This is a genomic window from Paenibacillus sp. FSL R5-0701 (assembly GCF_037973995.1).
Taxonomy (GTDB): Bacteria; Bacillota; Bacilli; order Paenibacillales; family Paenibacillaceae; genus Paenibacillus.
In genome coordinates, this window is the sequence record NZ_CP150230.1 from 1927187 (window position 1) to 1948710 (window position 21524).

Annotated in this window: 19 protein-coding genes; 15 read left to right on the forward strand and 4 right to left on the reverse strand. The window is 46.9% G+C overall.

Features of this window, described 5'->3' with window-relative positions:
- Positions 1 to 16 precede the first annotated feature (16 nt).
- From abc-f to MKZ13_RS09100, 4 genes are all read left to right on the forward strand, one after another.
- Positions 17 to 1909: an ABC-F type ribosomal protection protein gene (abc-f, locus tag MKZ13_RS09085; protein WP_339183478.1), complete on the forward strand. Its 1893-nt coding sequence runs from the start codon at positions 17 to 19 to the stop codon at positions 1907 to 1909.
- A gap of 631 nt (positions 1910 to 2540) precedes the next feature.
- Positions 2541 to 3575, forward strand: coding sequence for a phenylalanine--tRNA ligase subunit alpha (gene pheS / locus MKZ13_RS09090; RefSeq protein WP_017689641.1), 1035 nt, complete (start codon positions 2541 to 2543; stop codon positions 3573 to 3575).
- Between the two features lie 82 nt (positions 3576 to 3657).
- Positions 3658 to 6111 (forward strand): phenylalanine--tRNA ligase subunit beta, encoded by a 2454-nt coding sequence (gene pheT, locus MKZ13_RS09095; protein ID WP_339183480.1) that lies wholly within the window; start codon positions 3658 to 3660, stop codon positions 6109 to 6111.
- Between the two features lie 138 nt (positions 6112 to 6249).
- Positions 6250 to 8958 carry a hypothetical protein gene (locus tag MKZ13_RS09100; protein ID WP_221822921.1) on the forward strand — a complete coding sequence of 903 codons (2709 nt, stop codon included), beginning with the start codon at positions 6250 to 6252 and terminating at the stop codon, positions 8956 to 8958.
- 104 nt (positions 8959 to 9062) lie between these two features.
- On the opposite strand, the gene MKZ13_RS09105 is transcribed toward MKZ13_RS09100, so the two are convergent.
- Positions 9063 to 9449 (reverse strand): cytochrome C oxidase subunit II, encoded by a 387-nt coding sequence (locus MKZ13_RS09105; RefSeq protein WP_221822923.1) that lies wholly within the window; start codon positions 9447 to 9449, stop codon positions 9063 to 9065.
- A 220-nt stretch (positions 9450 to 9669) separates the two neighbouring features.
- Complete coding sequence (locus tag MKZ13_RS09110; protein ID WP_017689637.1) at positions 9670 to 10029, reverse strand: phage holin family protein; 360 nt, start codon at positions 10027 to 10029, stop codon at positions 9670 to 9672.
- A 187-nt stretch (positions 10030 to 10216) separates the two neighbouring features.
- Here MKZ13_RS09110 and MKZ13_RS09115 point away from each other — a divergent pair, with 187 nt between their 5' ends.
- The 4 genes from MKZ13_RS09115 (at position 10217) to MKZ13_RS09130 (ending at position 15104) form a co-directional block, all read left to right on the forward strand.
- Positions 10217 to 12583, forward strand: coding sequence for an endonuclease MutS2 (locus MKZ13_RS09115; RefSeq protein WP_339183483.1), 2367 nt, complete (start codon positions 10217 to 10219; stop codon positions 12581 to 12583).
- Between the two features lie 50 nt (positions 12584 to 12633).
- The gene (locus tag MKZ13_RS09120; RefSeq protein ID WP_221822936.1) at positions 12634 to 13074 is read left to right on the forward strand and encodes a DUF350 domain-containing protein; all 441 of its coding nucleotides are present in this window, start codon (positions 12634 to 12636) and stop codon (positions 13072 to 13074) included.
- 119 nt (positions 13075 to 13193) lie between these two features.
- Entirely contained in the window at positions 13194 to 13760 is a 567-nt protein-coding gene (locus MKZ13_RS09125) for a hypothetical protein (protein WP_221822938.1), read from the forward strand.
- 129 nt (positions 13761 to 13889) lie between these two features.
- Positions 13890 to 15104 carry an MFS transporter gene (locus MKZ13_RS09130; RefSeq protein WP_339183486.1) on the forward strand — a complete coding sequence of 405 codons (1215 nt, stop codon included), beginning with the start codon at positions 13890 to 13892 and terminating at the stop codon, positions 15102 to 15104.
- Between the two features lie 95 nt (positions 15105 to 15199).
- Here MKZ13_RS09130 and MKZ13_RS09135 read toward each other — a convergent pair whose 3' ends face one another.
- The gene (locus MKZ13_RS09135) at positions 15200 to 16420 is read right to left on the reverse strand and encodes an FAD-dependent oxidoreductase (protein WP_339183488.1); all 1221 of its coding nucleotides are present in this window, start codon (positions 16418 to 16420) and stop codon (positions 15200 to 15202) included.
- Between the two features lie 97 nt (positions 16421 to 16517).
- Between MKZ13_RS09135 and MKZ13_RS09140 the strand changes: the two genes are divergently transcribed.
- The 7 genes from MKZ13_RS09140 to MKZ13_RS09170 all read left to right on the forward strand — a co-directional run bounded on the left by MKZ13_RS09140 (position 16518) and on the right by MKZ13_RS09170 (position 20785).
- Positions 16518 to 16751, forward strand: a complete 234-nt coding sequence (locus MKZ13_RS09140; RefSeq protein WP_047842262.1) for a hypothetical protein — start codon at positions 16518 to 16520, stop codon at positions 16749 to 16751.
- A gap of 45 nt (positions 16752 to 16796) precedes the next feature.
- A complete protein-coding gene (locus MKZ13_RS09145) occupies positions 16797 to 17192 on the forward strand; it encodes a spore coat protein (protein WP_339183490.1) in 396 nt (131 codons plus the stop codon).
- Between the two features lie 159 nt (positions 17193 to 17351).
- The gene (locus MKZ13_RS09150) at positions 17352 to 17852 is read left to right on the forward strand and encodes an Lrp/AsnC family transcriptional regulator (RefSeq protein ID WP_024628343.1); all 501 of its coding nucleotides are present in this window, start codon (positions 17352 to 17354) and stop codon (positions 17850 to 17852) included.
- Positions 17853 to 17865: 13 nt separating this feature from the next.
- Positions 17866 to 19074: an aminotransferase class I/II-fold pyridoxal phosphate-dependent enzyme gene (locus MKZ13_RS09155; RefSeq protein WP_036610094.1), complete on the forward strand. Its 1209-nt coding sequence runs from the start codon at positions 17866 to 17868 to the stop codon at positions 19072 to 19074.
- A gap of 142 nt (positions 19075 to 19216) precedes the next feature.
- Positions 19217 to 19483, forward strand: a complete 267-nt coding sequence (locus MKZ13_RS09160; RefSeq protein WP_062833452.1) for an aspartyl-phosphate phosphatase Spo0E family protein — start codon at positions 19217 to 19219, stop codon at positions 19481 to 19483.
- 170 nt (positions 19484 to 19653) lie between these two features.
- Positions 19654 to 20205, forward strand: coding sequence for a hypothetical protein (locus tag MKZ13_RS09165; protein WP_221822945.1), 552 nt, complete (start codon positions 19654 to 19656; stop codon positions 20203 to 20205).
- 37 nt (positions 20206 to 20242) lie between these two features.
- Positions 20243 to 20785, forward strand: a complete 543-nt coding sequence (locus tag MKZ13_RS09170; RefSeq protein WP_076209196.1) for a bifunctional adenosylcobinamide kinase/adenosylcobinamide-phosphate guanylyltransferase — start codon at positions 20243 to 20245, stop codon at positions 20783 to 20785.
- 85 nt (positions 20786 to 20870) lie between these two features.
- On the opposite strand, the gene MKZ13_RS09175 is transcribed toward MKZ13_RS09170, so the two are convergent.
- Positions 20871 to 21482 carry a DedA family protein gene (locus MKZ13_RS09175; RefSeq protein ID WP_074094303.1) on the reverse strand — a complete coding sequence of 204 codons (612 nt, stop codon included), beginning with the start codon at positions 21480 to 21482 and terminating at the stop codon, positions 20871 to 20873.
- Positions 21483 to 21524: the final 42 nt, after the last annotated feature.

Sequence of the window (21524 nt, forward strand, 5' to 3'; positions counted from 1 at the left end):
GGAAGGATGAGGTCTCATGATGAAATTGGTACGCTTACATGAAGTATCAAAAGAGTGGAACGGTATTGAATTGTTTACAGGATTGAATTTGGAGATTAATGAGGGCGAACGACTCGCCATTTTGGGTCGCAACGGATGCGGCAAGACAACATTGTTACGCATCATTTTGGGTGAGGAGCATGGTGGTGGACGGATTGAACGTCATATTCCTCAGCAGGAATGGGGGTTCATGCGCCAGCGCTCGGAGATTGAGACCGGGATGAATGTACTGGATGCGGTCCGGCGTGAGAGCGGTCAGATCTATGAAGTGAAACGGAACTTGGAAGAACTGGAACAACAGTTGAGCATGAGCACTGAAGCGGATGAAGAGCTGCTTGCAGCTTATACACAAGTGATGGAGCAATACGAACAGTTGAACGGTTATATGTGGGAGACTGAGGTAGAGAAAGTACTGACCCGCCTTGGATTATCCGCAGAGCATTGGAATAGACCCTATCATTCCTTGAGTGGTGGACAAAAAACAAAGGCTCGTTTGGCGGGGCTGCTTGTCAGCAAACCAAAGTTCCTGATTCTGGATGAACCGACGAATCATCTGGATGAGGGAAGCATGCGTTGGCTGGAAGAGTGGTTATCCTCATATGAAGGTACGCTGTTATTTGTATCACATGATCGTACATTTATTGATCAGGTAGCAACAGGAGTCATTGAGTTCAGTCCAGATACCCTGACCAAATACAAGGGCGGATACTCCGACTACAAGATCCACAAAGAGCGTGAATTACGTGAACAGGAAACGATCTACCGCAGGCAGGAATTGGAGCGTAAGGCGCTGGAAGAAACGATTCGAAATTATCAGGAGTGGTTCCATAAAGCGCATAATTCAGCGACTGATGTGGAGGTGAAGATCACCCAGAGCTTTTACAAAGCCAAAGCTAACAAAAATATTTCACGTTACCATGCGAAACAAAAACAGCTGGAGCGTTTGGAGCGGGAACGGGTGGATAAACCTCGTGAAGCCGCCAAGTTGAACATGGAATTACAGATGAATCCACTGGCTGCACGCCAGCTGCTTGCGCTGGAAGAGGTGAGTTTTTCATATACGGGAGACAAACCATTGCTGCGCGATCTTCGGATTGCTGTGGAACGCGGCGATCGGCTTGCTGTACGAGGTCCTAATGGAACGGGCAAGACAACACTGCTGAAGTTGATGATTGGTGAACTGGAACCTTCCCAAGGCAAGGTCACACGGCATCCACAGCTGAAAATCGGTTACTTTTCACAGGAGCTGGAAGGGCTTCCCGAAAATCTGACGCTGCTGGACAGCTTGCTTACCCTTCCATCCATGACACAAAGTGCGGCACGTACCATTCTGGGATGTTTCCTATTTTCCAGAGATGATGTGTTCAAGCACATTGGGGATTTGAGCATGGGGGAAAAGTGCAGAGTGGCATTTCTGAGACTGTACTTTGGCGGAGCAAATCTGCTGGTGCTGGACGAACCGACGAACTATCTGGACATCGATACCCAGGAAGTCATGGAAAATGTATTAAAGCAGGCTTCAGGTGCTTTGGTACTTGTATCCCATGACCGGATGCTGACGAAGTCACTTGCGAATCGATTATGCGATCTGGAGGCTGGTGGCACAGCAACTCTGTTTGAAGGAGGTGTGTCGGATTGGGAGCAGTCCACCAAACTTCGGGAGGTGGCGCTGGAGACCCGGGAATCCGATGACGAGCGGTTACGATTGGAGATGCGACTATCGGAGTTGCTGTCTCCTGTGAGCACTGCTGGAAAAGACAGTCTGACACAGCCCGAGCATTCGAATGAGCGAGCAGTCGAGGCAGTTGAGATTCGTGAAATCCAGCAGCGCCTGAAACAATTGAAAGATAAGGGTGCAAGCATTAATTAGAACATGGACGGCTTGCTATTTCGATCTATTTTGCATATAATTATGAACGATCATCGATGATTACATCGATATAGGTAAGTGTTCAAAAAGATCGGTTTTCAGTACCAAGAAGATGGGATGAAGATAGAAATGGAGTAGCGGAGCGTAGGAAAACTACGTGAGCAACTACAATGTTTCCGAAGGAAACATACTTCGTAAGCATCTGCTTATTCGGCTGAATTCCATATTCGACACTGATCATGCCGCTAGGCATCATTCGTAATCAAAAGCGGACTTTTTGACAACCTCTAGAGGTTTAACTTAAAAGCAAACGTGATGATGGAGATAAGTAAGCAGTGCCTCTGGACAGGGAGGAAGCGCCGTAGATTGAGAGCGTTTCTGTAGAACAAGGCTGCCGAAATTCACTCCGAAGCGGTTCCCTGAACCTGTTTGTGTGCAGACACAGAGGCAACAGTAGGGGCAAACGGTTAACGGTCGTTATTCCGTACAAAGTGAGACAGAACCAGTTGCAGCCAGAAGGCCACGCAGCAATGGACGTCTAACAAGGGTGGTACCACGGTCTTTTCGTCCCTTCAGGGGAGAGAAGGCCTTTTTTTGTTGCAAAAACACCACAAAAAGGGGGCAATTACACATGAAAGAACGTTTAGAGGCATTGAAGATCGAAGCGCTGGAGCAGTTGTCTGGTGTGAATGATCCGCAGACGCTCGGTGATCTGCGTGTAAAGTATTTGGGGAAAAAGGGTGCATTAACTGAGATTTTGCGTGGTATGGGTGCACTTAGTGCGGAGGAACGTCCAGTTATTGGTCAAGTAGCCAATGATGTTCGGGCTGCCATTGAGGAAGTTATCGACAGCAAGCAGGACCAGTTCCAGAAGGAAGAGACGGCGAAGCGTCTGCAATCCGAGAAAATTGATGTAACCCTGCCAGGACGTCGTGGGCGTCAAGGCGGACTGCATCCGCTGACCAAAGTGGTACAGGAGATCGAAGATATTTTTATCGGTATGGGATACCGCGTTGCGGAAGGTCCTGAAGTCGAAATGGATTATTACAACTTTGAAGCATTGAATCTGCCGAAGAATCACCCGGCGCGCGATATGCAGGACTCCTTCTACGTTACAGAAGACTTGTTGATGCGTACCCACACATCTCCGGTTCAAGTACGTACCATGCAGAGCATGAAGGGCGAAGTGCCTGTCAAAGTCATCTGCCCAGGTAAAGTATACCGCCGTGATGACGACGATGCGACGCACTCTTTCCAATTCAACCAGGTTGAAGGATTGGTCATTAGCGAAAACATTCGTATGAGCGATCTGAAAGGAACCCTGCTGCAATTCGTGCGCGAAATGTTCGGTTCCCACACAGAAATTCGTCTGCGTCCAAGCTTCTTCCCGTTCACAGAGCCAAGTGCGGAAGTGGATGTAACTTGTGTACAATGTGGCGGCAGTGGCTGTCGCGTATGTAAGCAAACAGGCTGGCTTGAAATTTTGGGCGGCGGTATGGTTCACCCGAAAGTACTGGAGATGGGTGGATACGATCCGGAGAAATACAGTGGTTTTGCATTTGGAATGGGCGTAGAACGTATCGCGATGCTGAAATATGGTGTCGATGATATCCGTCACTTCTATAACAGTGATCTGACCTTCCTGAAGCAATTTGGACGGCTGTAACACTAAGACAAGAAAGATTAACCATATAGAGCAAGCGAATGAACCGGGAACACCAATTTATAGATGAAGGAAGTGAACGTCCATGAGAGTACCGACAGATTGGCTGTCTGATTATATTTCCCTTGAAGGTGTGACGCCACAGGAATTGGCGGAGAAAATCACCCGTGCGGGTGTCGAAATTGATGTAGTGGAGAACCGCAACAAGGGCGTGAATAAAGTTGTTGTAGGTTATGTGAAGAGCAAGGAGAAACACCCCGATGCAGACAAACTGAATGTATGTGTCATCGATGCCGGACAGGAAGAAGATCTGCAGATCGTGTGTGGTGCGAAAAATGTGGATGCAGGCCAAAAAGTAGTCGTAGCCCTGGTTGGAGCGAAGCTCCCTGGTGGATTGGATATCAAAAAAGCCAAACTGCGCGGTGTTGTCTCCCTTGGCATGATCTGTTCCGCCAAAGAGCTGGGCATGAACGATAAATTGTTGCCCAAAGATCAGCAGGAAGGTATTCTCGTTCTGCCAGAACAAACGGAGGTTGGCACGCCAATCAGCCAGGTTCTTGGTCTCGACGATCATGTGCTTGAACTGGACCTGACACCGAACCGTTCCGACTGTCTCAGCATGCGTGGTGCGGCTTATGAAGTGGGTGCCATTCTGGGTCGTGAAGTGAAGCTGCCAAGTCCCAAAGACCAACTGGTTGAAGTTGGTGATACGGCTGCGAATCATATCTCTGTAGAGATTAAGGCACAGGAGCAATGCAGTCACTATGCAGCTCGTTATGTAACCGGCATTAAGCTGGGTGCTTCCCCGCTGTGGATGCAAAACCGTCTCATGGCAGCAGGTGTTCGCCCAATCAATAACATCGTTGATATCACGAACTATGTCATGCTGGAATACGGTCAACCGCTACATGCATTCGATGCGGATAAGCTGGAAAAGGGCCATATTGAAGTGCGGATGGCTAAAGAAGGCGAAACGATTGTTACACTGGATGGACAGGAGCGCAAGCTGGAGCCGCACATGTTGCTCATCACGGACGGCGTGAAACCTGTAGCCATCGCTGGGGTTATGGGTGGCGAGAATTCCGAGGTATCGGAGGGCACGGTGAATCTGTTGCTGGAGTCCGCCAAGTTCGACGGCGGAACCGTTCGGAAAACGTCGCGCCAACTGGGGCTGCGTTCCGAAGCAAGCATGCGTTTTGAGAAGGAAGTAGATCCGGGTGCAGTCATTACAGCTTTGGATCGTGCGGCTGAACTGATTCAGCGTTATGCTGAAGGTGAAGTGCATCAGGGAATCGTGGAAGCTGGAGCAGAAGCTGCGGAGAAACGTGTGATTCAATTGTCGCTGGACAGACTGAATCGTTATCTGGGAACCGATCTGTCTTTGCTTGAGGTAAAAACCATCTTCGCTCGTTTGCACTTTGCATGTGGTGATGCTGATCAAGGATTGCTGGATGTGGAAGTGCCAACACGCAGAGGGGATATTACGCTTGATGTAGACTTGTTTGAAGAGATTGCACGCCTGTACGGATACGACAACATTCCAACCACATGGATTGAAGGACCAACGACTCCAGGGGCATATACACGCTCTCAAGCGATGCGTCGCACCATTCGTGGATTGCTCTCAGGCAGTGGCTGGCAGGAAATGATCAGTTACTCCTTTGTACACCCGGATAAAGCGACATTGTTCCCGGCATTGACACAAGGCAGTAAAGCCGTGAAACTCGCGATGCCTATGAGTGAGGACCGCAGTGTGCTTCGTACGAGTATTTTGCCGCAAATGCTGGATGCAGCGGTATATAACATGAACCGTAAACAGGATTCACTGGCTGTATTTGAAGTGGGCAATGTGTTCTTCACGGAAGAAGATCAGTTGACCAAGCAACCGCATGAAATCCCAGTATTGGGGCTGCTGCTCACCGGGAATCGTGCAAGCCAACAGTGGAATGTTGGAGCGGAGAAAGTAGACTTCTTCGATCTGAAAGGTGCGCTTGAGCATCTGTTCGCCTATGTGGGGCTTGAACAACGCATTCGCTTGGCAGCAAACAGCCCTGAAGGATTCCACCCGGGACGTTCCGCATCGGTTTACCTGGAAGGTAAGGATGGCGGAGAAGGCGCATTGATCGGTACATTGGGTCAATTGCATCCGGAACTGCAACAGCAGTATGATCTGAATGATGTGTACATCGCAGAGATTGCACTTGAATCGATCTACAGCGAAGCAGACGCTGACATTCGTTATCGTGAGCTTCCGCGTTTCCCGGCCATGGAACGTGATATCGCGGTTGTTGTAAATGAGGATGTTGAAGCTGGAGATATGCTGCGCGCCATTCGTGAATCGGCGGGTGAATTGTTACAAAACGTACAGGTATTCGATGTGTTTACTGGCAGTAAACTGGGTGAAAACAAGAAGAGCGTGGCGATGGCACTGGTATACCGGAATCGTGAACGTACACTCACCGATGAGGAAGTTACTGAAGTTCATGCCCGTGTAGTGGCTCGTCTGGAAGAGCAATTCGGAGCGGAATTGCGTAAATAGGACAAAAGAAGATTTTTTGAACAAAGATTAGCAGGAATTGTTTGAAGTCACATCGAATCCTTAGCATTAGAGGATCGATGTGACTTTTTTGTGATTACAGCTTAGAATCAACATACAGACTTGAAGGAGGGCACAACTGTGACTACACCTGATCGTACACGCGTCACCGTAGAGATCTACGGGACTTCCTATAAACTGGTTGGCAGCAGTGCCGACTATATGAAACAAGTAGCTAACCTGGTAGATGAGCGTATGGGCGCAATCTCCAAGCAAAATTCCCGTCTGGATACTCCGCGTATTGCGGTACTGGCGGCTGTACATATGGCTGAACAGTCTCTTCAGACTCAGGAAATCCGTAATGAACTGAAGATGCTCACTGGAGAACGTACAGAACTGAGAAACGAATTGAATCGGTTGAACGCCATACAAAATGAACATCAACAAGAATTGGAACGGCGTGACCAGGCTCTTGCTGATTTGCAAAAGCTGAAGATTGAAGCAGAGCAGGCGCTGCAAAAGTCCGAAACGGACAAAAATTCAGAGATAGCCAAGTTGAATACGCTGCTGGAGCAAGAACGCGCTCAAGCAACGGAGCGAGTGCAGAAATTGCAGGCCCAAGCGACGGCACAACTGAAGGAAGCAGAAGCCAAGGGAACGAAACAGCTGAAGGAAATGGAAGAGAAAGCGGCTAACCAGCTTAAAACTGCACAGGCACAGGCCGCTTCCCAGCTCAAAGAAGCTCAGAACCGTTCTGCAGCCGAATTGCAGCAGGCTCAGGCCAAAGCTGCGGCGCAATATAAAGAGTTGCAGGACAAGACTGCAGCTCAATTAAAAGAAGCCGAAAGCCGTGCCGTTGCAGAACGTCAGCAGATTGAAGCCAAAGCTGCGCAGCAGGTTCAGACAGCCAAGGAAGAAGCCGAGTCGGCCATTTTGTCCGAGTTGGAGCAGGCAGAGAGCAATCTGAAGAAAGCTCAGGAAGAAGCAACGCTGCAATATAAGGAACTTCAGCAACAGATGGAACTTCGTCTTCAACAGGCTGAAGAAAAAGCGTTGCAACAGACACAAGAGCTCACGGCTCAGGCGAATCGGGAACGGGCTGACTTGCAGGAACAAGCGGAGCAGCAGCGCCTGACTGAGATAAATCAGTTGAATGCGGAGTTCAAGGCGTTATCCGAGCAGTTGGAACTCGAATGGATGGAGAAAGAAGCAGCCCTCGAGGAGCAATTACAGCAAGCCAAGGAAGCAGCAGCGTCCCAGGCGAAAGAAGCCGAAGCGGCGGCAGAGGCCTTGTTGCAAGAAGAACAGGGCAAGCTCAAACAGCAACTTGAGGAACAACGTAAACAGGCGGAGGCTCGACTATTAGATGTCGAAGAGCAATTAGAAGAAGTAATGACCCAGCTCATCAGTGCACAGGACATGGTTGCAGAGCAAGAACAGCAGCTTCAGCACGAGCGTGGTCAATTGGAATCGTTACGTCATGAGCATGGGGTCCGTAAACAAGAGCAGGAAGTTCAGACTCGCCGAATTACGGAACTGGAACAACAACTGGAGCAGTTGAAAGAGGACCGTTCCCAGTTGCAGGAGCTTCTGCGTGAAACGGAACAGGCTGCCCAGCAATCCCGTGATTCACAGGAACAATGGAAGCAGAAGTATAATGAAACTGTGGATAGAGAAACCTCTCTCACAGCACAGTTGCGCAAACTTCAGGAGCAACATGCACAGCTTGAACAGGAAGCCCAAAAGCTTCGTGAGGCTGAAGTGAAGTCGGAAGAGGAACAGCGCAGACTGCAAAAAGTGCTTGAACAGGCTCATGCTGCGGTGCGTACATTGCAGAATGAGATCGGTACGCTTACGGAACGTGAGCAGTCCTGGAAGAACCTTGCTGAGCAGCGATTGGCTGAGATCGGGGACCTGGAGAATCAGATTCTTGAAGTTGCTGAACAAAACGAAACGTTGGAGTCTGGTGTGCAATCCCTTCATGATGAACTGTCCGTGGTGAAGGAAGAGTCTCGTTTTAACCATGAAGAGGCTGTGCAATACCAGAAGGATGCAGAGCTTTTGGAAGAGAAACGCAATCAGCTTGAAGTTGAGCTAAATGTTGTTCGGGAAGAGCTGAACCGACTTCAGGATAACTATAAACAAATCCGTAATGATTACAGTGATGCATTACAACGGGAAGAGAATTACAGTTCCAAGCTGGATGAATTGAGCAAGGAGAAACAAGAGATTGTGAGCGCACTTGAAGAAGCGAGACAGTCTTCAGCTAAACTTTCCGAGCGCTACTCGGAGCAAGAGAGCCGGCTAGCCCAGACTGAGGAAGAAGCATTGGAGTGGCAGATCAAACACGAAGAACTGTCAGCCAAACAGGCCGAGTTGGCATCCCGTCTGGAGCAGTTGACAAGACGTGAAGAAGAACTTCACTCAAGCGTTGAACAAGCAGAGCAGAACAACCAGGTGTGGCAACGCCGTGCAGACGAATGGGCGGCTCAGGAACAATCCTGGCAGGAGCGCTGGGCTGCACTTGAGAATGAACTAACGGTTTGGAAGAGAGAAAGTGCTGCAAGTAGTGAGTTGCTGGAGGGGCTGGAGCAAGAACGACAGCAGCTGGACAAGTTACGTGCAGAAGCGACCCAAGAGAAAGAGATCATGGAAACTGAACTGCTTGCGATGGGGGAGCGTTACGAACTAGCGGCCAATCAATTACGTTTGTTACAGGTTGAACGTGAAATGGAGCAGGAGAAGGCTGAGCAGCTGAACACGGAATATCGTCAGTTGCATGATGAATATACGAAATTGCAGACGGAATATAACGAATGGATTGAATTGATTGAACAGGACCAGACCTAGCGGATTGATTGTAGCAGAACTGGCTCGTGTGCAACGCACTCTGGTACAATTTGTTATACTAAAGAAGGAGCTCCCGTCGCTGCGGGGGCTCCTTGTCTTGAATACTATTCTTCAACGATAATTTTGGAGATCATGCTGCTGTGTCCGGAACCACAGAAGACCGAACAGGACATTTCAAATTCACCGACTTTGTCCGGGGTGATCACTTTGGAACTATTTCTGGTGTCGAGCGTAAGATTCAGCTCAGGCACAAGAATACCGTGGTTTCCGTTCACATTTTCATAAACAATCTTAACCGGGACACCTTTTTTAAGATGGTACTCGGGTTGATCAAATTTGTAGTTGCTTGCCTTGATGACCAGTTCTTCACTGGCTGTAACGCCAGCATCCGACCCGTTGCTGTCAGAGTCTGCGGACGGATTCGCTCCTCCACATGCAGTGAGGACCAGAATTAACATACAGGCAGCGAGCCATGTTATGCCTTTCTTCATTATGTGCCTCCTTAAAGCGTGATATGGATAAAATTTGAATGATTGCTCCAGTCATCATACCGCAATATGTGGATGCCTGTACACGCTGCGTATGTCGTTTTTTTGAAAATTGTACGTGTACGGCAGAGCATGCGTACTGCCCGAATGAAATAAACCCCTTCCGGCCCAGGGCCTTCAGAGGTTTAGGAGAATTCATGGGGATGTTAAGGTGAAGTGGAGATTAACTTTTGGAGCTTCGTCCGGCATCAAAAGGGGTGGATACCGGGATGAAGAGATCGATAATCCCGATAACCAGCGCAGCGAGAATGGCACCGAGCAGGCTGACTTCAACATGATCCACAACATATTGACCAAGCCAAATCACCAGTGCGCTAACGATAAATCCGACAATACCGCGACCAAACGGATTGACCCTTTTGCCGAAGATACCTTCAACGATCCAGCCGAGCAGGGCAATGACGAGAGCAAGCAACAGGGCGCTCCAGAAGCCACCAACGGCGAATCCGGGAACGATCCAGCTGACCACCATTAATACAATTGCAGCGATGATAAATCGCACGACATGTCCCAGGAAATTCATGGTGTTTACCTCCTTTTATTCGGATTGAACTGAGCATGGCAACTCCAGGGGGATGGAGAGGTTGCACAATCCTGACACCTGTAGTTTGTGGTGCTATGGTTGAAGTTATGTGTGGAAGGATTCGTTAAATAGCGTAAGAAAGTTTCTTTCGTTATAATACAGATATAGTTTGGAAGGAGTTGTACACTTGGACACGAAAATTTTACACACACTGGAATATCGCAAAATTTTAAATACATTGCTTAGCTTTGCTCAGACGACCATGGGAAAAAAGAAAGCGGAGCAACTTGAACCAAGCAGTGAACTTGAAGAAGTGAAGCGCTTGTTGCAACAAACCGATGAAGCCTTCACATTTGATCGCCTGAAAGGCTCACCGTCGTTTGGGGGAATTGTAGATATTACGGCTTCCATCAAACGTGCTGAAATTGGAGGCACACTTAACCCTCACGAACTTTTGGGAATATCCAATACAACCTTCGCGGCGCGGCGATTGAAACGTCAGATTGGTACTTTGCATGAAGATGAGCCCATCGAATCATTGTTCTATATCAGTGATCAACTGTCAGAGCAAAAAACGCTTGAGGATGCCATCAAAATCTGTATTGACGATAATGCAGAGGTTGCCGACAGTGCAAGCGTAACGTTGGCGCAGATTCGTCGTGAGCTGCGAGGCGGAGAAGCACGGATTCGCGAAAAACTGGATTCCATGATACGATCCTCTACCGTATCCAAGATGCTTCAGGATCAGCTCATCACCATCAGAGGAGACCGTTTTGTAATCCCGGTGAAAGCTGAATATCGTTCGTACTTTGGCGGGATTGTGCATGATCAATCCGGTTCGGGTGCGACATTGTTCATTGAGCCGGAATCCATTGTTGCCATGAACAACAAATTACGTGAAACCCGGATTCGGGAAGAACGCGAAATAGAAATTATTTTGCAGAAATTGACGGCACTTGTCAGTGAGCAGGGGGAGTGGCTGTTGTATGATGTCGACTTGCTGGGATCACTTGATTTTATCTTTGCCAAAGCACGTCTCGCTCGTGAACTAAAAGCAACATTGCCTCGCATGAATGACCGCGGGTTCCTGAAGCTTAAGAAAGGCCGTCATCCACTGATTGCGATCGAAAATGTGGTTCCAATCGACATAGAGCTGGGCAATGATTACACATCCATTATCGTGACAGGTCCGAATACGGGTGGTAAGACGGTAACGCTCAAAACGATTGGATTGCTCAGCCTGATGGCAATGTCCGGTTTATTTGTTCCGGCTGAGGATGGCAGTCAGTTATGTGTATTTGATGCGATTTATGCAGACATTGGGGACGAGCAGAGTATCGAGCAGAATCTGAGTACTTTCTCCAGTCATATGACCAACATCATTCGCATTCTGAAAAACATGACGCCGAAAAGTTTGGTGTTGCTCGATGAACTTGGAGCAGGGACAGACCCGGCTGAAGGTTCCGCACTGGCGATCTCCATGCTGGAGCATATGCACCGGACGGGATGTCGCATGGTTGCAACCACTCACTACAGTGAACTGAAAGCATACGCATATGAGCGTAAAGGTGTCATTAATGCCAGCATGGAATTTGATATCAACACACTGAGTCCAACCTATCGCCTTCTGGTGGGTGTACCTGGACGAAGTAATGCATTTGCCATTGCAGAGCGACTGGGACTGCCGGGTTACATTCTCGACTACGCCCGTGGCGAAGTGAAGGAAGAGGATCAACGGATTGAGCACATGATTGCTTCTCTTGAAGAGAACCGTCTTACGGCTGAACAAGAGCGTGAGAAGGCAGAGAGCTTACGCCAGGATATGGAGAAATTACGCAGTCGTCATCAGACCGAACTGGAGAAGCTGGAACAGCAGCGTGATCGCCGGATTGAAAAAGCAGAAGAAGATGCACGCAGCATTGTGGACAAGGCGCGAGCGGAAGCGGAGAAGATTATAGCCGATCTTCGCCTGTTGGCTATGGAAGAAGGTGCTTCCGTGAAGGAGCACAGACTCATTGCTGCCCGCAAACAGCTGGACGAGGCGGAACCGGAGAAACGCAGAAAAACGGTCAAGAAGACGGCAACAGCGCCGAAGACTCGTGCCATCGGTCCAGGTGATGAAGTGCTTGTCTACAGTTTGAATCAAAAAGGCCATGTTGTAGAGATGTCGGGCAGCAAAGACGCTATGGTACAACTGGGGATTATGAAAATGAAAGTATCCCTGGATGACCTGGAACTGCAGCAATCGGCTCCTGCAGCCAAACCGAAACAAAAACCGGTAACGGGTATGAAACGCACACGTGATGACAATGTGAAAAGTGAATTGGATCTGCGTGGTACCAACCTGGAAGAAGCCCTGATGGAGACAGATCGGTTCATTGATGAAGCTTTCCTTGCCAACCTGGGCCAAGTTTATATTATTCACGGTAAAGGTACGGGAATTTTACGTTCCGGTATTCAGGATTACCTGCGTAAGCATAAACATATTAAAAGCTACCGGCTGGGCAATTACGGAGAAGGCGGGAACGGTGTGACCGTCGCAGAGTTGGAATAGCCGGTCCATGAATCAATGATATTCTGCGACCTTATTCATGAAGTTCGCAGATGGGGAGAGGGGAACGGTGCGTGATAGAAAGCATTGACCAATTGCTGTCTCATCCCTTGGGGATGGTACTCGGTTTTTTCTCGGTAGCGATTATGGAATTGCTTGTATTTCTGGCTTGCTTCGAACTGGTGACCAAGTATAAATGCTGGACGGAGATCAAGAAGGGCAATGTAGCCGTTGCGATGGCTACAGGAGGTAAGATCTTTGGAATCTGCAACGTACTGCGTTTCTGCATACAGGCTAAATCTTCGGTGTATGAAGCCATGACGTGGTCGTTTGTTGGGTTTACCCTTCTGCTCATTGCCTATTTTTTGTTCGAATTCCTGACACCCGTGTTCTCCATTGATAAGGAGATCGAAGCGGATAACCGAGCTGTCGGATTGATATCCATGATTATTTCCGTTTCATTGTCGTTTGTTATTGGCGCGAGTATTATCTAGGGGGACCGGTCATGAAGATACTGATACGGATTCTGTTTGCGGCATCAATTGTGTTTTTTGCCATCGGTGTGATCTATGTGATGAATACATGATGATTGAAAGAGAAAGGTTGATTTAATATGGAGACAACAGTATGCCCTTGGTGTCAAACGGAGATTGTATGGGATGAGGAACTCGGTCCTGAAGAAGAGTGTCCATATTGCCACAATGAATTGAAGGGATATCGTACACTCAACATTGACATCGGAGATGAAGAGCAAGATGAAGCTGAAGACGACATCTATGATGTGGATCATGCAAACGATGATAAACAGACTACGGATCTTTCAGATCTGTGGGGGGATGAAGTTGAGCTCAAATTGCCGGAGTTGCGAACGTTAACCAAATACGCGGATGAAGGTAATGACCTGATTCAATATGAACAAGGTGTCCAGAAGCAACTTGATCATCAGGAAGAAGTACCCGAGTGCCCGAATTGTCGGGAATTCATGATTCTTGCTGGTACTCAAGCTGCAACGCAGGATAACTTTACTCCAGTTGCTAACGCAGCTTCAGGCGAAGGGTCACTATTGTCACCACCGTTTAAGGTATTGACCTATGTATGCTCGGGATGTTTCCAAGTTCAGTACAGTCTGTCTGAGGAAGATCGTCTGCGTCTGATTAAGAACCTGAGCACACAGGAATAAATATTTCGGAGATTCTAACCAACTTCATAGCAATCCTAAAGATTCATCATGTTTTCCTCTTGCTTGGGGCACGTTAACCCTAAGACCTACCTGTGCACAGTTCATTTCAGGTGGATGAAGGAGGAGCAGATGAAGATTACTTTAGGCCGACAATCCATTCTGCTTTTGGGCGTGAATGGATTGTTTGCGTTAGCCGGAGCGTTGTCGGGAACCTTTTTGAATGTGTTTCTGTGGAAAAGCCGTCCGGATTATGCCATGTTGGGGTGGTTCACTCTCAGCCAGCAACTGGCCATTGGACTGACATTCTGGCTTGCTGGCAAATGGGTCAAGGAACACAATAAAATGAGTGCACTACGATTAGGTACTGCGCTGTCCGGCATATTTTATATGATAGTCCTCTGGGCTGGTTCCAAAGCTGTAGACTGGATATGGCCTCTGGGTATACTACTGGGTTGTTCCCTGGGGCTGTTCTGGATCGCATTTAATGTTGTGTATTTTGAAATAACGGATCGGGAAAACAGGGATCTATTCAATGGCTGGGTCGGATTACTTGGCTCGATGACAGGAATTATAGGCCCATGGTTCTCTGGTCTGATTATTACCCGAATGGCGGACAATACAGGATATCGACTCATCTTCACGGTATCACTCGTTATTTATGTCATAGCGGTAGTGTTTAGCTTTTTTCTGAAAAAGAGAAAGGTGAGCGGAACATACCGCTGGTCCGAGCCTTGGATACAGTTATCCAAACCGGATAGTCCCTGGAAGACCTTGGCTTTGGGTTTGTTCGCTCAGGGTGCGCGTGAAGGGGTCTTTGCCTTTCTGATTGCACTGCTTGTATACGTGGCTACTGCACAGGAGTATAAGTTGGGACAGTTCTCACTCATCACTTCTGCTGTGGCATTAATAAGTTATTGGGCAGTAGGGAAATGGTCCAAACCACAGTATAGATCCAGAGGCATGTTCATCGGAGCTCTGATTCTGCTGATTGTGCTGATTCCTCTTCTGTGGAAAGTGACCTATGTTACGCTGTTAATCATGGGGATTGGAAGTGCAGTTGCGATGCCATTGTATATTTTACCTATGATATCAGCGGGATTCGACATGATGGGCACGAGTGACGAAAATGTGGAGAAAAGGGTTGAACTTGTCGTATTGAGGGAGTTGTGTCTGATGGTTGGCCGACTTTTTGGGTTGATCATATTTATTATAACGGTCATGAATAGTCCGTCCCTGCGCATGTTAATCTGGCTTATTATCGTTCTGGGTGCTTTTCCGCTCATTGGATGGATCTTTATGCGCAAGTTATTGAATCGAACGGAAGGGCAAGACCCCTCGGCTTAGCAACTTTCAAATATATAAACAGGGTACAGCGGCGGGAAAAGAGAACTTTCCGTGTGCTGTAACCCTGTTTGTCGTTGTATTGGTTCAGTTGGTGGTTATACAGGAGATGGTTTACTTGTACGTGTAAGTGAGAATAGATCCATGTCAGGGTTCTGTTTGCCCGTAATGGCATCCACAATGAGAGAGGCAGCAATCATACTGTACACGGTACCGTTGCCTCCATACCCTTCAACAAAGTACGAATTCGGATAGTCTGGGTGTGAACCGATTAGCGGAAGACCATCATGGGTGCTTCCAAAAACAGCTTCCCAAGCGTAATCAACTTCGAGATCAGGTAATGGGAAATACTCGGCAATCTTCTGTAACAAAATCTCACCTTTATGAATCGCCTTGATCGCCCGTTGTTCTTCTCGAGGACGATTCTCATCAAGTCCACCAGCAATAATTCTTCCGTCTGGAGTTGTGCGCATATATAGATAAGGTCGTTCGGTCTCCCATATCAAGCTTCGCTTATGCCAGCTGCTCAGATCCTGTAGTGGCTTGGTAGCGATAGCATATGTGCTTTGAAGGTATGCGCCTCTGTCCTTTTTGATTTCTTGTGTTTCATAGCCTGTTGAGAAAATAATATGTTTGGCACGTACAGTGCCATCAGGTGTGTAACATAGGACACCATTATCATCATAATCACAATGGGTTAATTCACTATGAGCGTAGACTCTTGCTCCTTGACGTGAGGCTGAATGGAATAGTGAGTGAACCAAACGAAACGGATTAACCTCAGCATCTCCGCTTGTGTATAGTGCAGCACGTTTGCTGAACGGGAACACTGCACTGATTTTTTCCTGATCCCACAGCTCTATATCAAATCCATAATGCTTCAGGTTACGATATTCTTCCTCCAGCAACGGTACATCTTCCTCGTGACTGGCGCAATACAGACTTGTGCGAGGCACAAACCAAGGATCAATCTCAAGCTTCGATGAAATTTTTTCGAGATGTTGCATGGCATCACGGCATAATTCGTAGAATCGAACACCGCGTTCTTCTCCGAATGTCTGGATACAAGAGGTGAGCGTTTTGTCGTTCGTATATTGGAGCAGGCCCAGATTTGCCATGCTGCTGCCATGACCGATATCTCTTTTGTCAATAACAACGGTATCAATCCCCTGATCTATCAGAAGCTTGGCAGAGAGTGCGCCTCCCATTCCACCGCCGATGATTAGGCAATCACAGGACAGATTTTCTTTCAAAACAGGATAATGGGGATGGGAATCAAAGGTGGTTGGCCAAAACGTTTCCCCGTTAATAAGTTCCACAATTAATCACCTCTGTAGAATGTAGTTGAAGTATACTTTTTCAGGTTAGGGTAACAATAAATTCGCATTAACTTTAGGTTAAGGAGGTCAGACATACATGCAAAATTCACAAATGCAAGCACTGAGCCCCAAGGAACTAAACTATATCGCGGATTCAATTTCCAATGAGGAAATGCTGATCAAACAATGTGCAGCTACAGCCTCCATCACACATAATCCGCAAATTCAACAGGCACTGAATCATTATGTTCGCTCACATGAGCAGCATCTGAATACTCTTGTCAATGCGTTACAGCAACATCAATCTCTTGCACCAGCGCAATCACAGTAAAGCTCAAAACACGACAAGTTATTCCAAAGCATAGGAGGAAAATAAGTGTACACTCAATCTTTGTCATCTGGTGGGAATTTTATGCAAGAACAAGATTTGTTGAAGTCGATTCTTGCAGATTTAAGACGAACTTCACGTGAATATACAACAGCAACTACTGAATCTTCCTGTCCCACAACTCGTAGAATGTTCAATGAGTTAACGAACGATACATTAAGATTGCAAGGTGAATTGTTCAACCTGATGCAACAAAACAACATGTATTCCGCTTCATCCAAAGCACTTCGTCAGGATGTGGACAAACAAATCCAGTCTGCACAACAGACCCAACAGAAGTGTCAGCAATTCATTCAAGAAAAGAACATGCAGAACAGTTCATATAGCCAAGCTCCTAATGTGCCTCAGCATCAGCCGAATTACGGTAACCCTTATTACATGTAACCTGTGTATAAGAGGTTTGAGCACCTAACGATCCAGGACCATACCACCGCTTGCCTGAATTCAGGGCAGGCGGTCTTTTGTCTTTGCATCAACGTTAAATTCATGTAATATAAGTATTAATTCATTTTCAGGAACCTGGATGACGCTGGAGGGAAAACCATGAAAGATTTGAACGATCTGCAATTAAAAGTTCTGGATCTTCTAAAGGAAGACGCGAGAAGGACTCCCGCACTGCTGTCGACGCTGCTGGGGGAGTCGGAAGACAAGATCAAGAACGCCGTGGCACAGCTTGAACAAGACCACGTCATCGTGAAATACGCAACCGTCGTGAACTGGAGTAAAATAGATGATGAGAAAGTAACGGCCCTGATTGAGGTGCAGATTACGCCGGAGCGTGGTCGTGGCTTTGAAGGAATTGCTGAGCGCATTTATCTATACCCGCAAGTGAAGTCCGTATATCTCATGTCAGGCGCATACGATCTGCTCGTTGAAGTGGAAGGTGGCAACCTGCGTGAAGTCGCTAATTTTGTGTCGGAGAAACTGTCTCCGATTGACTCTGTACTTTCAACCAAAACGAATTTTATTCTTAAAAAATATAAGCAGGACGGGATTATTTTTGAAGACCATCAGGAAGACAACCGTCTCATGATCTCGCCGTAAAGGAAGATGTGTCATGATAGTGAATGAACAGACAACCGGGAACAACAAGAAAATGACATCATATCTGGCACCTCTCGTGCAGCAGATACCTCCATCCGGAATTCGTAAATTTTTTGATCTGGTTGGAGACAACAAGGATATTATCACATTGGGTGTGGGTGAGCCTGATTTTGTTACCCCTTGGCATATGCGTGAAGCTTGTGTATACTCGCTGGAAAGAGGCATGACCAGCTACACATCCAACGCAGGTATGCCGAAGTTGAGAGAAGCCATCAGTGAATATCTGGATACGCAGTTTGATACCAAATACGATCCCAAGGATGAGATTATTGTTACTGTGGGTGGCAGTGAAGCGATTGACTTGGCTTTGCGAGCATTAATTGTACCTGGCGACGAGATTCTCATTCCTGAACCTTCGTACGTGGCTTATTCACCAATCGCTTCAATCGGTGGCGGTATACCGGTTGGTGTTGAAACCTATGCGAAAGATCAGTTCAAGTTAACGGCCGAAGCACTCGAAGCTGGCATCACACCGAAGTCGAAAGTGGTTATTCTGTGTTATCCGAGTAATCCCACTGGAGCCATCATGACGTATGAAGAGTGGCTGCCTATTGCTGAAGTGATTAAAAAGCATGATCTGATTGTGATCGCGGATGAAATTTACGCTGAATTGACGTATACGCAAAAACATGTTAGTTTTGCAGCTATCCCTGACATGAAGGAGCGGACCATTCTCGTAAGCGGATTTTCAAAGGCTTTTGCAATGACAGGTTGGCGGATTGGGTACATGTGTGGTCATCCTGAGCTTATTGCAGCCATGCTCAAAATCCATCAGTATACGGTAATGTGTGCGCCGGCCATGGGTCAGGTTGCCGCACTTGAGGCGTTGACGAATGGTTTGGGTGAGAAAGATCGGATGGTAGAATCGTATAATCAGCGTAGACGTTTAATTGTGCAGGGATTCAGGGATATTGGACTTGATTGTCACGAACCTCAGGGGGCATTCTATGCATTCCCGAGCATTCAAAAGACGGGTATGAGTTCCGACCTGTTTGCTGAACGATTGTTAACGGAGAATAAAGTGGCTGCTGTTCCGGGCAATGTTTTTGGTCCTCAGGGAGAAGGCTTCTTGCGTTGCTCTTATGCTACTTCTGTAACCCAATTAAATGAAGCTTTGGAACGAATCGGAAACTTTGTTTACAAACTGCAAAAAGAGGGTTAATACTAAAATAGAATCTTTTTACAAATGAGACATGGTTGTATTGGAAAAAAATAACTTTCTTTTACAAAATAATGTGATATAATTTCAATTTGAAATAAGTTTTCATAAATTTGGAAACCATTTTTCCAAGGAGGGGTTAGCTTTGTTTTGTGTTGAATATGATTTACCGACGAATCGTGGGCACTATCTGGCAGAAGGCGATCATGGCGACCGATGGTCGGTGAAACCCGATAACGCATCTTTGCATGACATTTCCTTGGAAGATGAAATTCATATGCTTCGTCGCAAGATGGAACAGATCTTCCTCGAAGAGAAATCATTCACATCCGATATTGTAATTGAAATCAGCAGTTTGTTGGATTTAAAGATTAATGAATATATGAAGGCTAATCCGATTAAAGGAAAATAACGTTTATGCTGGATTGAAACGTTTCATTAATTGAGTTAGAAAGGGAGACCTGAGAAGGTCTTCTTTTTTTTTGTGCGTAAAGGCAAGGTGATTCCCCGATAAGCCAGGTTATTTTTTTGCGTGGAACAATTGTGATATATTGGACATAGGAGACTAAAGGGGGAACTGGAATGAAGAGATTTTGGGGGCTTACTGCAATCATTTCTATCGTTTTTCTGCTTGCTGGTTGTGGAGGTAAAGATGGTTTTTCCATATTCATCATTGATAATCAAGGAAATCCATCTGTAATCTCAGAGCAGTTACAGGCCAATCTGCAACAGAAACTGGGTGAGGAACCCAAGGTGGAAGTGATTACCAGTGCGATGTATGATGTTCAGAAAATTATGGTGGAATATGCGGCTGGAGGACATGATATCTTCATTTTGCCTGAGTCCGACATGAAACAATACGGAAGTAATGGCTCCAATGTTCCGCTGGATGATACTTTTGATCCTAAGAAGTTTGAACGGGGTGTATTTGAGGGTGGAGTATTGGTAGAGAAGGGTGAAGGAGATGCAGGTTCAGATCTCAAGCAAGAATCACATCTTTACGGCATTCCACTCGAAGATATGAAAATGTTTAAAGATGTAGAATATGCTGCGAGCAATTTGTTCGCCACCATTCCAGTGTCATCTTCCAATGTCGAAGAATCCAAAAAAGTGCTGAAGGCGCTGACAGAGTAAAGAAAATTCAGAATGGCTATGGAAGGAGGGGAGCGGATTGCTGATTACGGTCACAGGCGGCATAGGTAGTGGTAAAACCCGGTTTGCCCTCAAGTACGCAGCTGGAATTAGCCGGGAGGGTGTATATTTATCCACTGGTGATCATGATCCCGTTATTCCCGAATTGCCATCCGCTCATTATCGTGCCATTCATGCCGGGAACGGTCAGCATCTGACAGAGGTGATCACCCAGATTAATCGGGAATCCAATCTGTTTTTGGCGGATCAGCGAATTGTAATTGTAGACAGTCTGACCTCCTGGATGGCTGCCGGTTTCAGGGCAACAGAGGATCTGGATCATCAGCGTTCAGAGACACAGCTTTTGCTTGATGCTTTATTGTCTTATCAGGGGAAGTTGCTTGTGATTACCAATGAGATGCATGGTACATTGCATCCTACCGAGGAAGAACGAATATTTACAGCGAGAATGGCTTCGGTGAACCGGATGCTGCAGATACATGCTGAAAAGATGTACATGCTGGTATCCGGTCTGGCTATCGATCTTAAAAGTCAGGGCATGCGAAATGAAGATGAACGATAGCGAGATGACATAAACGGGTGACATAAAGAAGCCTCCTTAACCACGAATTGGTGGCGAGGAGGCTTTATTTATTAAGCTATCCTTTTTATTTCTGCTTTTTGCTACGTCTGATCCACCAGATGATACATCCGATGACAATGATGGCCAGAATGACGTACACTACAATGGAATAGACGTCCATAAAGTGCAAAATGCTCTCCCATGATGCGCCAAGCGCAGCACCAACACAGACAAGAATGACATTCCAGATTAATGTACCAATGGTTGTAAAGAGAAGGAATAAACCAAATTTCATATTGGACATGCCTGCGGGAATGGAGATAAGACTACGGACGAGGGGAACCATTCGGCAGAATAATACGGTCCACATGCCATATTTGTCAAACCATGCATCGACACGGTGAATATCCTCTTTTTTGATGCGCAGAACATGTCCCCAACGTTCCACAATTTTCTCAAGGCGTTCGACGTCAATGAGTAGACCAATACCATACAGGATCACAGCACCAAGGACAGAGCCAATAGTTGCGGCGATAATAACTCCTGGAATAGTGAGACTGGTATAGGTGGTCATGAATCCGCCAAACGGTAGGATAATTTCGGATGGAATCGGGGGAAATACGTTCTCAAGAGCAATAATGAGTGCGATGCCTATGTAGCCGTATTGTTCCATGAAATCGGTTATCCAGTTTTGCATAATCGTCTCCTTTACTTTTGGTTTCCTTTGATTTGTCGTATA

Excerpts from the sequence above, each read along its gene's own strand:
- MKZ13_RS09120 (WP_221822936.1), top strand. The coding sequence starts at position 12,634 with ATGGGGAGAGGGGAACGGTGCGTGATAGAAAGCATTGACCAATTGCTG.
- MKZ13_RS09130 (WP_339183486.1), top strand. The coding sequence starts at position 13,890 with ATGAAGATTACTTTAGGCCGACAATCCATTCTGCTTTTGGGCGTGAAT.
- MKZ13_RS09155 (WP_036610094.1), top strand. The coding sequence starts at position 17,866 with ATGATAGTGAATGAACAGACAACCGGGAACAACAAGAAAATGACATCA.
- abc-f (WP_339183478.1), top strand. The coding sequence starts at position 17 with ATGATGAAATTGGTACGCTTACATGAAGTATCAAAAGAGTGGAACGGT.
- MKZ13_RS09140 (WP_047842262.1), top strand. The coding sequence starts at position 16,518 with ATGCAAAATTCACAAATGCAAGCACTGAGCCCCAAGGAACTAAACTAT.
- MKZ13_RS09110 (WP_017689637.1), bottom strand. The coding sequence starts at position 10,029 with ATGAATTTCCTGGGACATGTCGTGCGATTTATCATCGCTGCAATTGTA.
- MKZ13_RS09175 (WP_074094303.1), bottom strand. The coding sequence starts at position 21,482 with ATGCAAAACTGGATAACCGATTTCATGGAACAATACGGCTACATAGGC.
- MKZ13_RS09150 (WP_024628343.1), top strand. The coding sequence starts at position 17,352 with ATGAAAGATTTGAACGATCTGCAATTAAAAGTTCTGGATCTTCTAAAG.
- pheS (WP_017689641.1), top strand. The coding sequence starts at position 2,541 with ATGAAAGAACGTTTAGAGGCATTGAAGATCGAAGCGCTGGAGCAGTTG.
- MKZ13_RS09125 (WP_221822938.1), top strand. The coding sequence starts at position 13,194 with ATGGAGACAACAGTATGCCCTTGGTGTCAAACGGAGATTGTATGGGAT.
- pheT (WP_339183480.1), top strand. The coding sequence starts at position 3,658 with ATGAGAGTACCGACAGATTGGCTGTCTGATTATATTTCCCTTGAAGGT.
- MKZ13_RS09105 (WP_221822923.1), bottom strand. The coding sequence starts at position 9,449 with ATGAAGAAAGGCATAACATGGCTCGCTGCCTGTATGTTAATTCTGGTC.
- MKZ13_RS09165 (WP_221822945.1), top strand. The coding sequence starts at position 19,654 with ATGAAGAGATTTTGGGGGCTTACTGCAATCATTTCTATCGTTTTTCTG.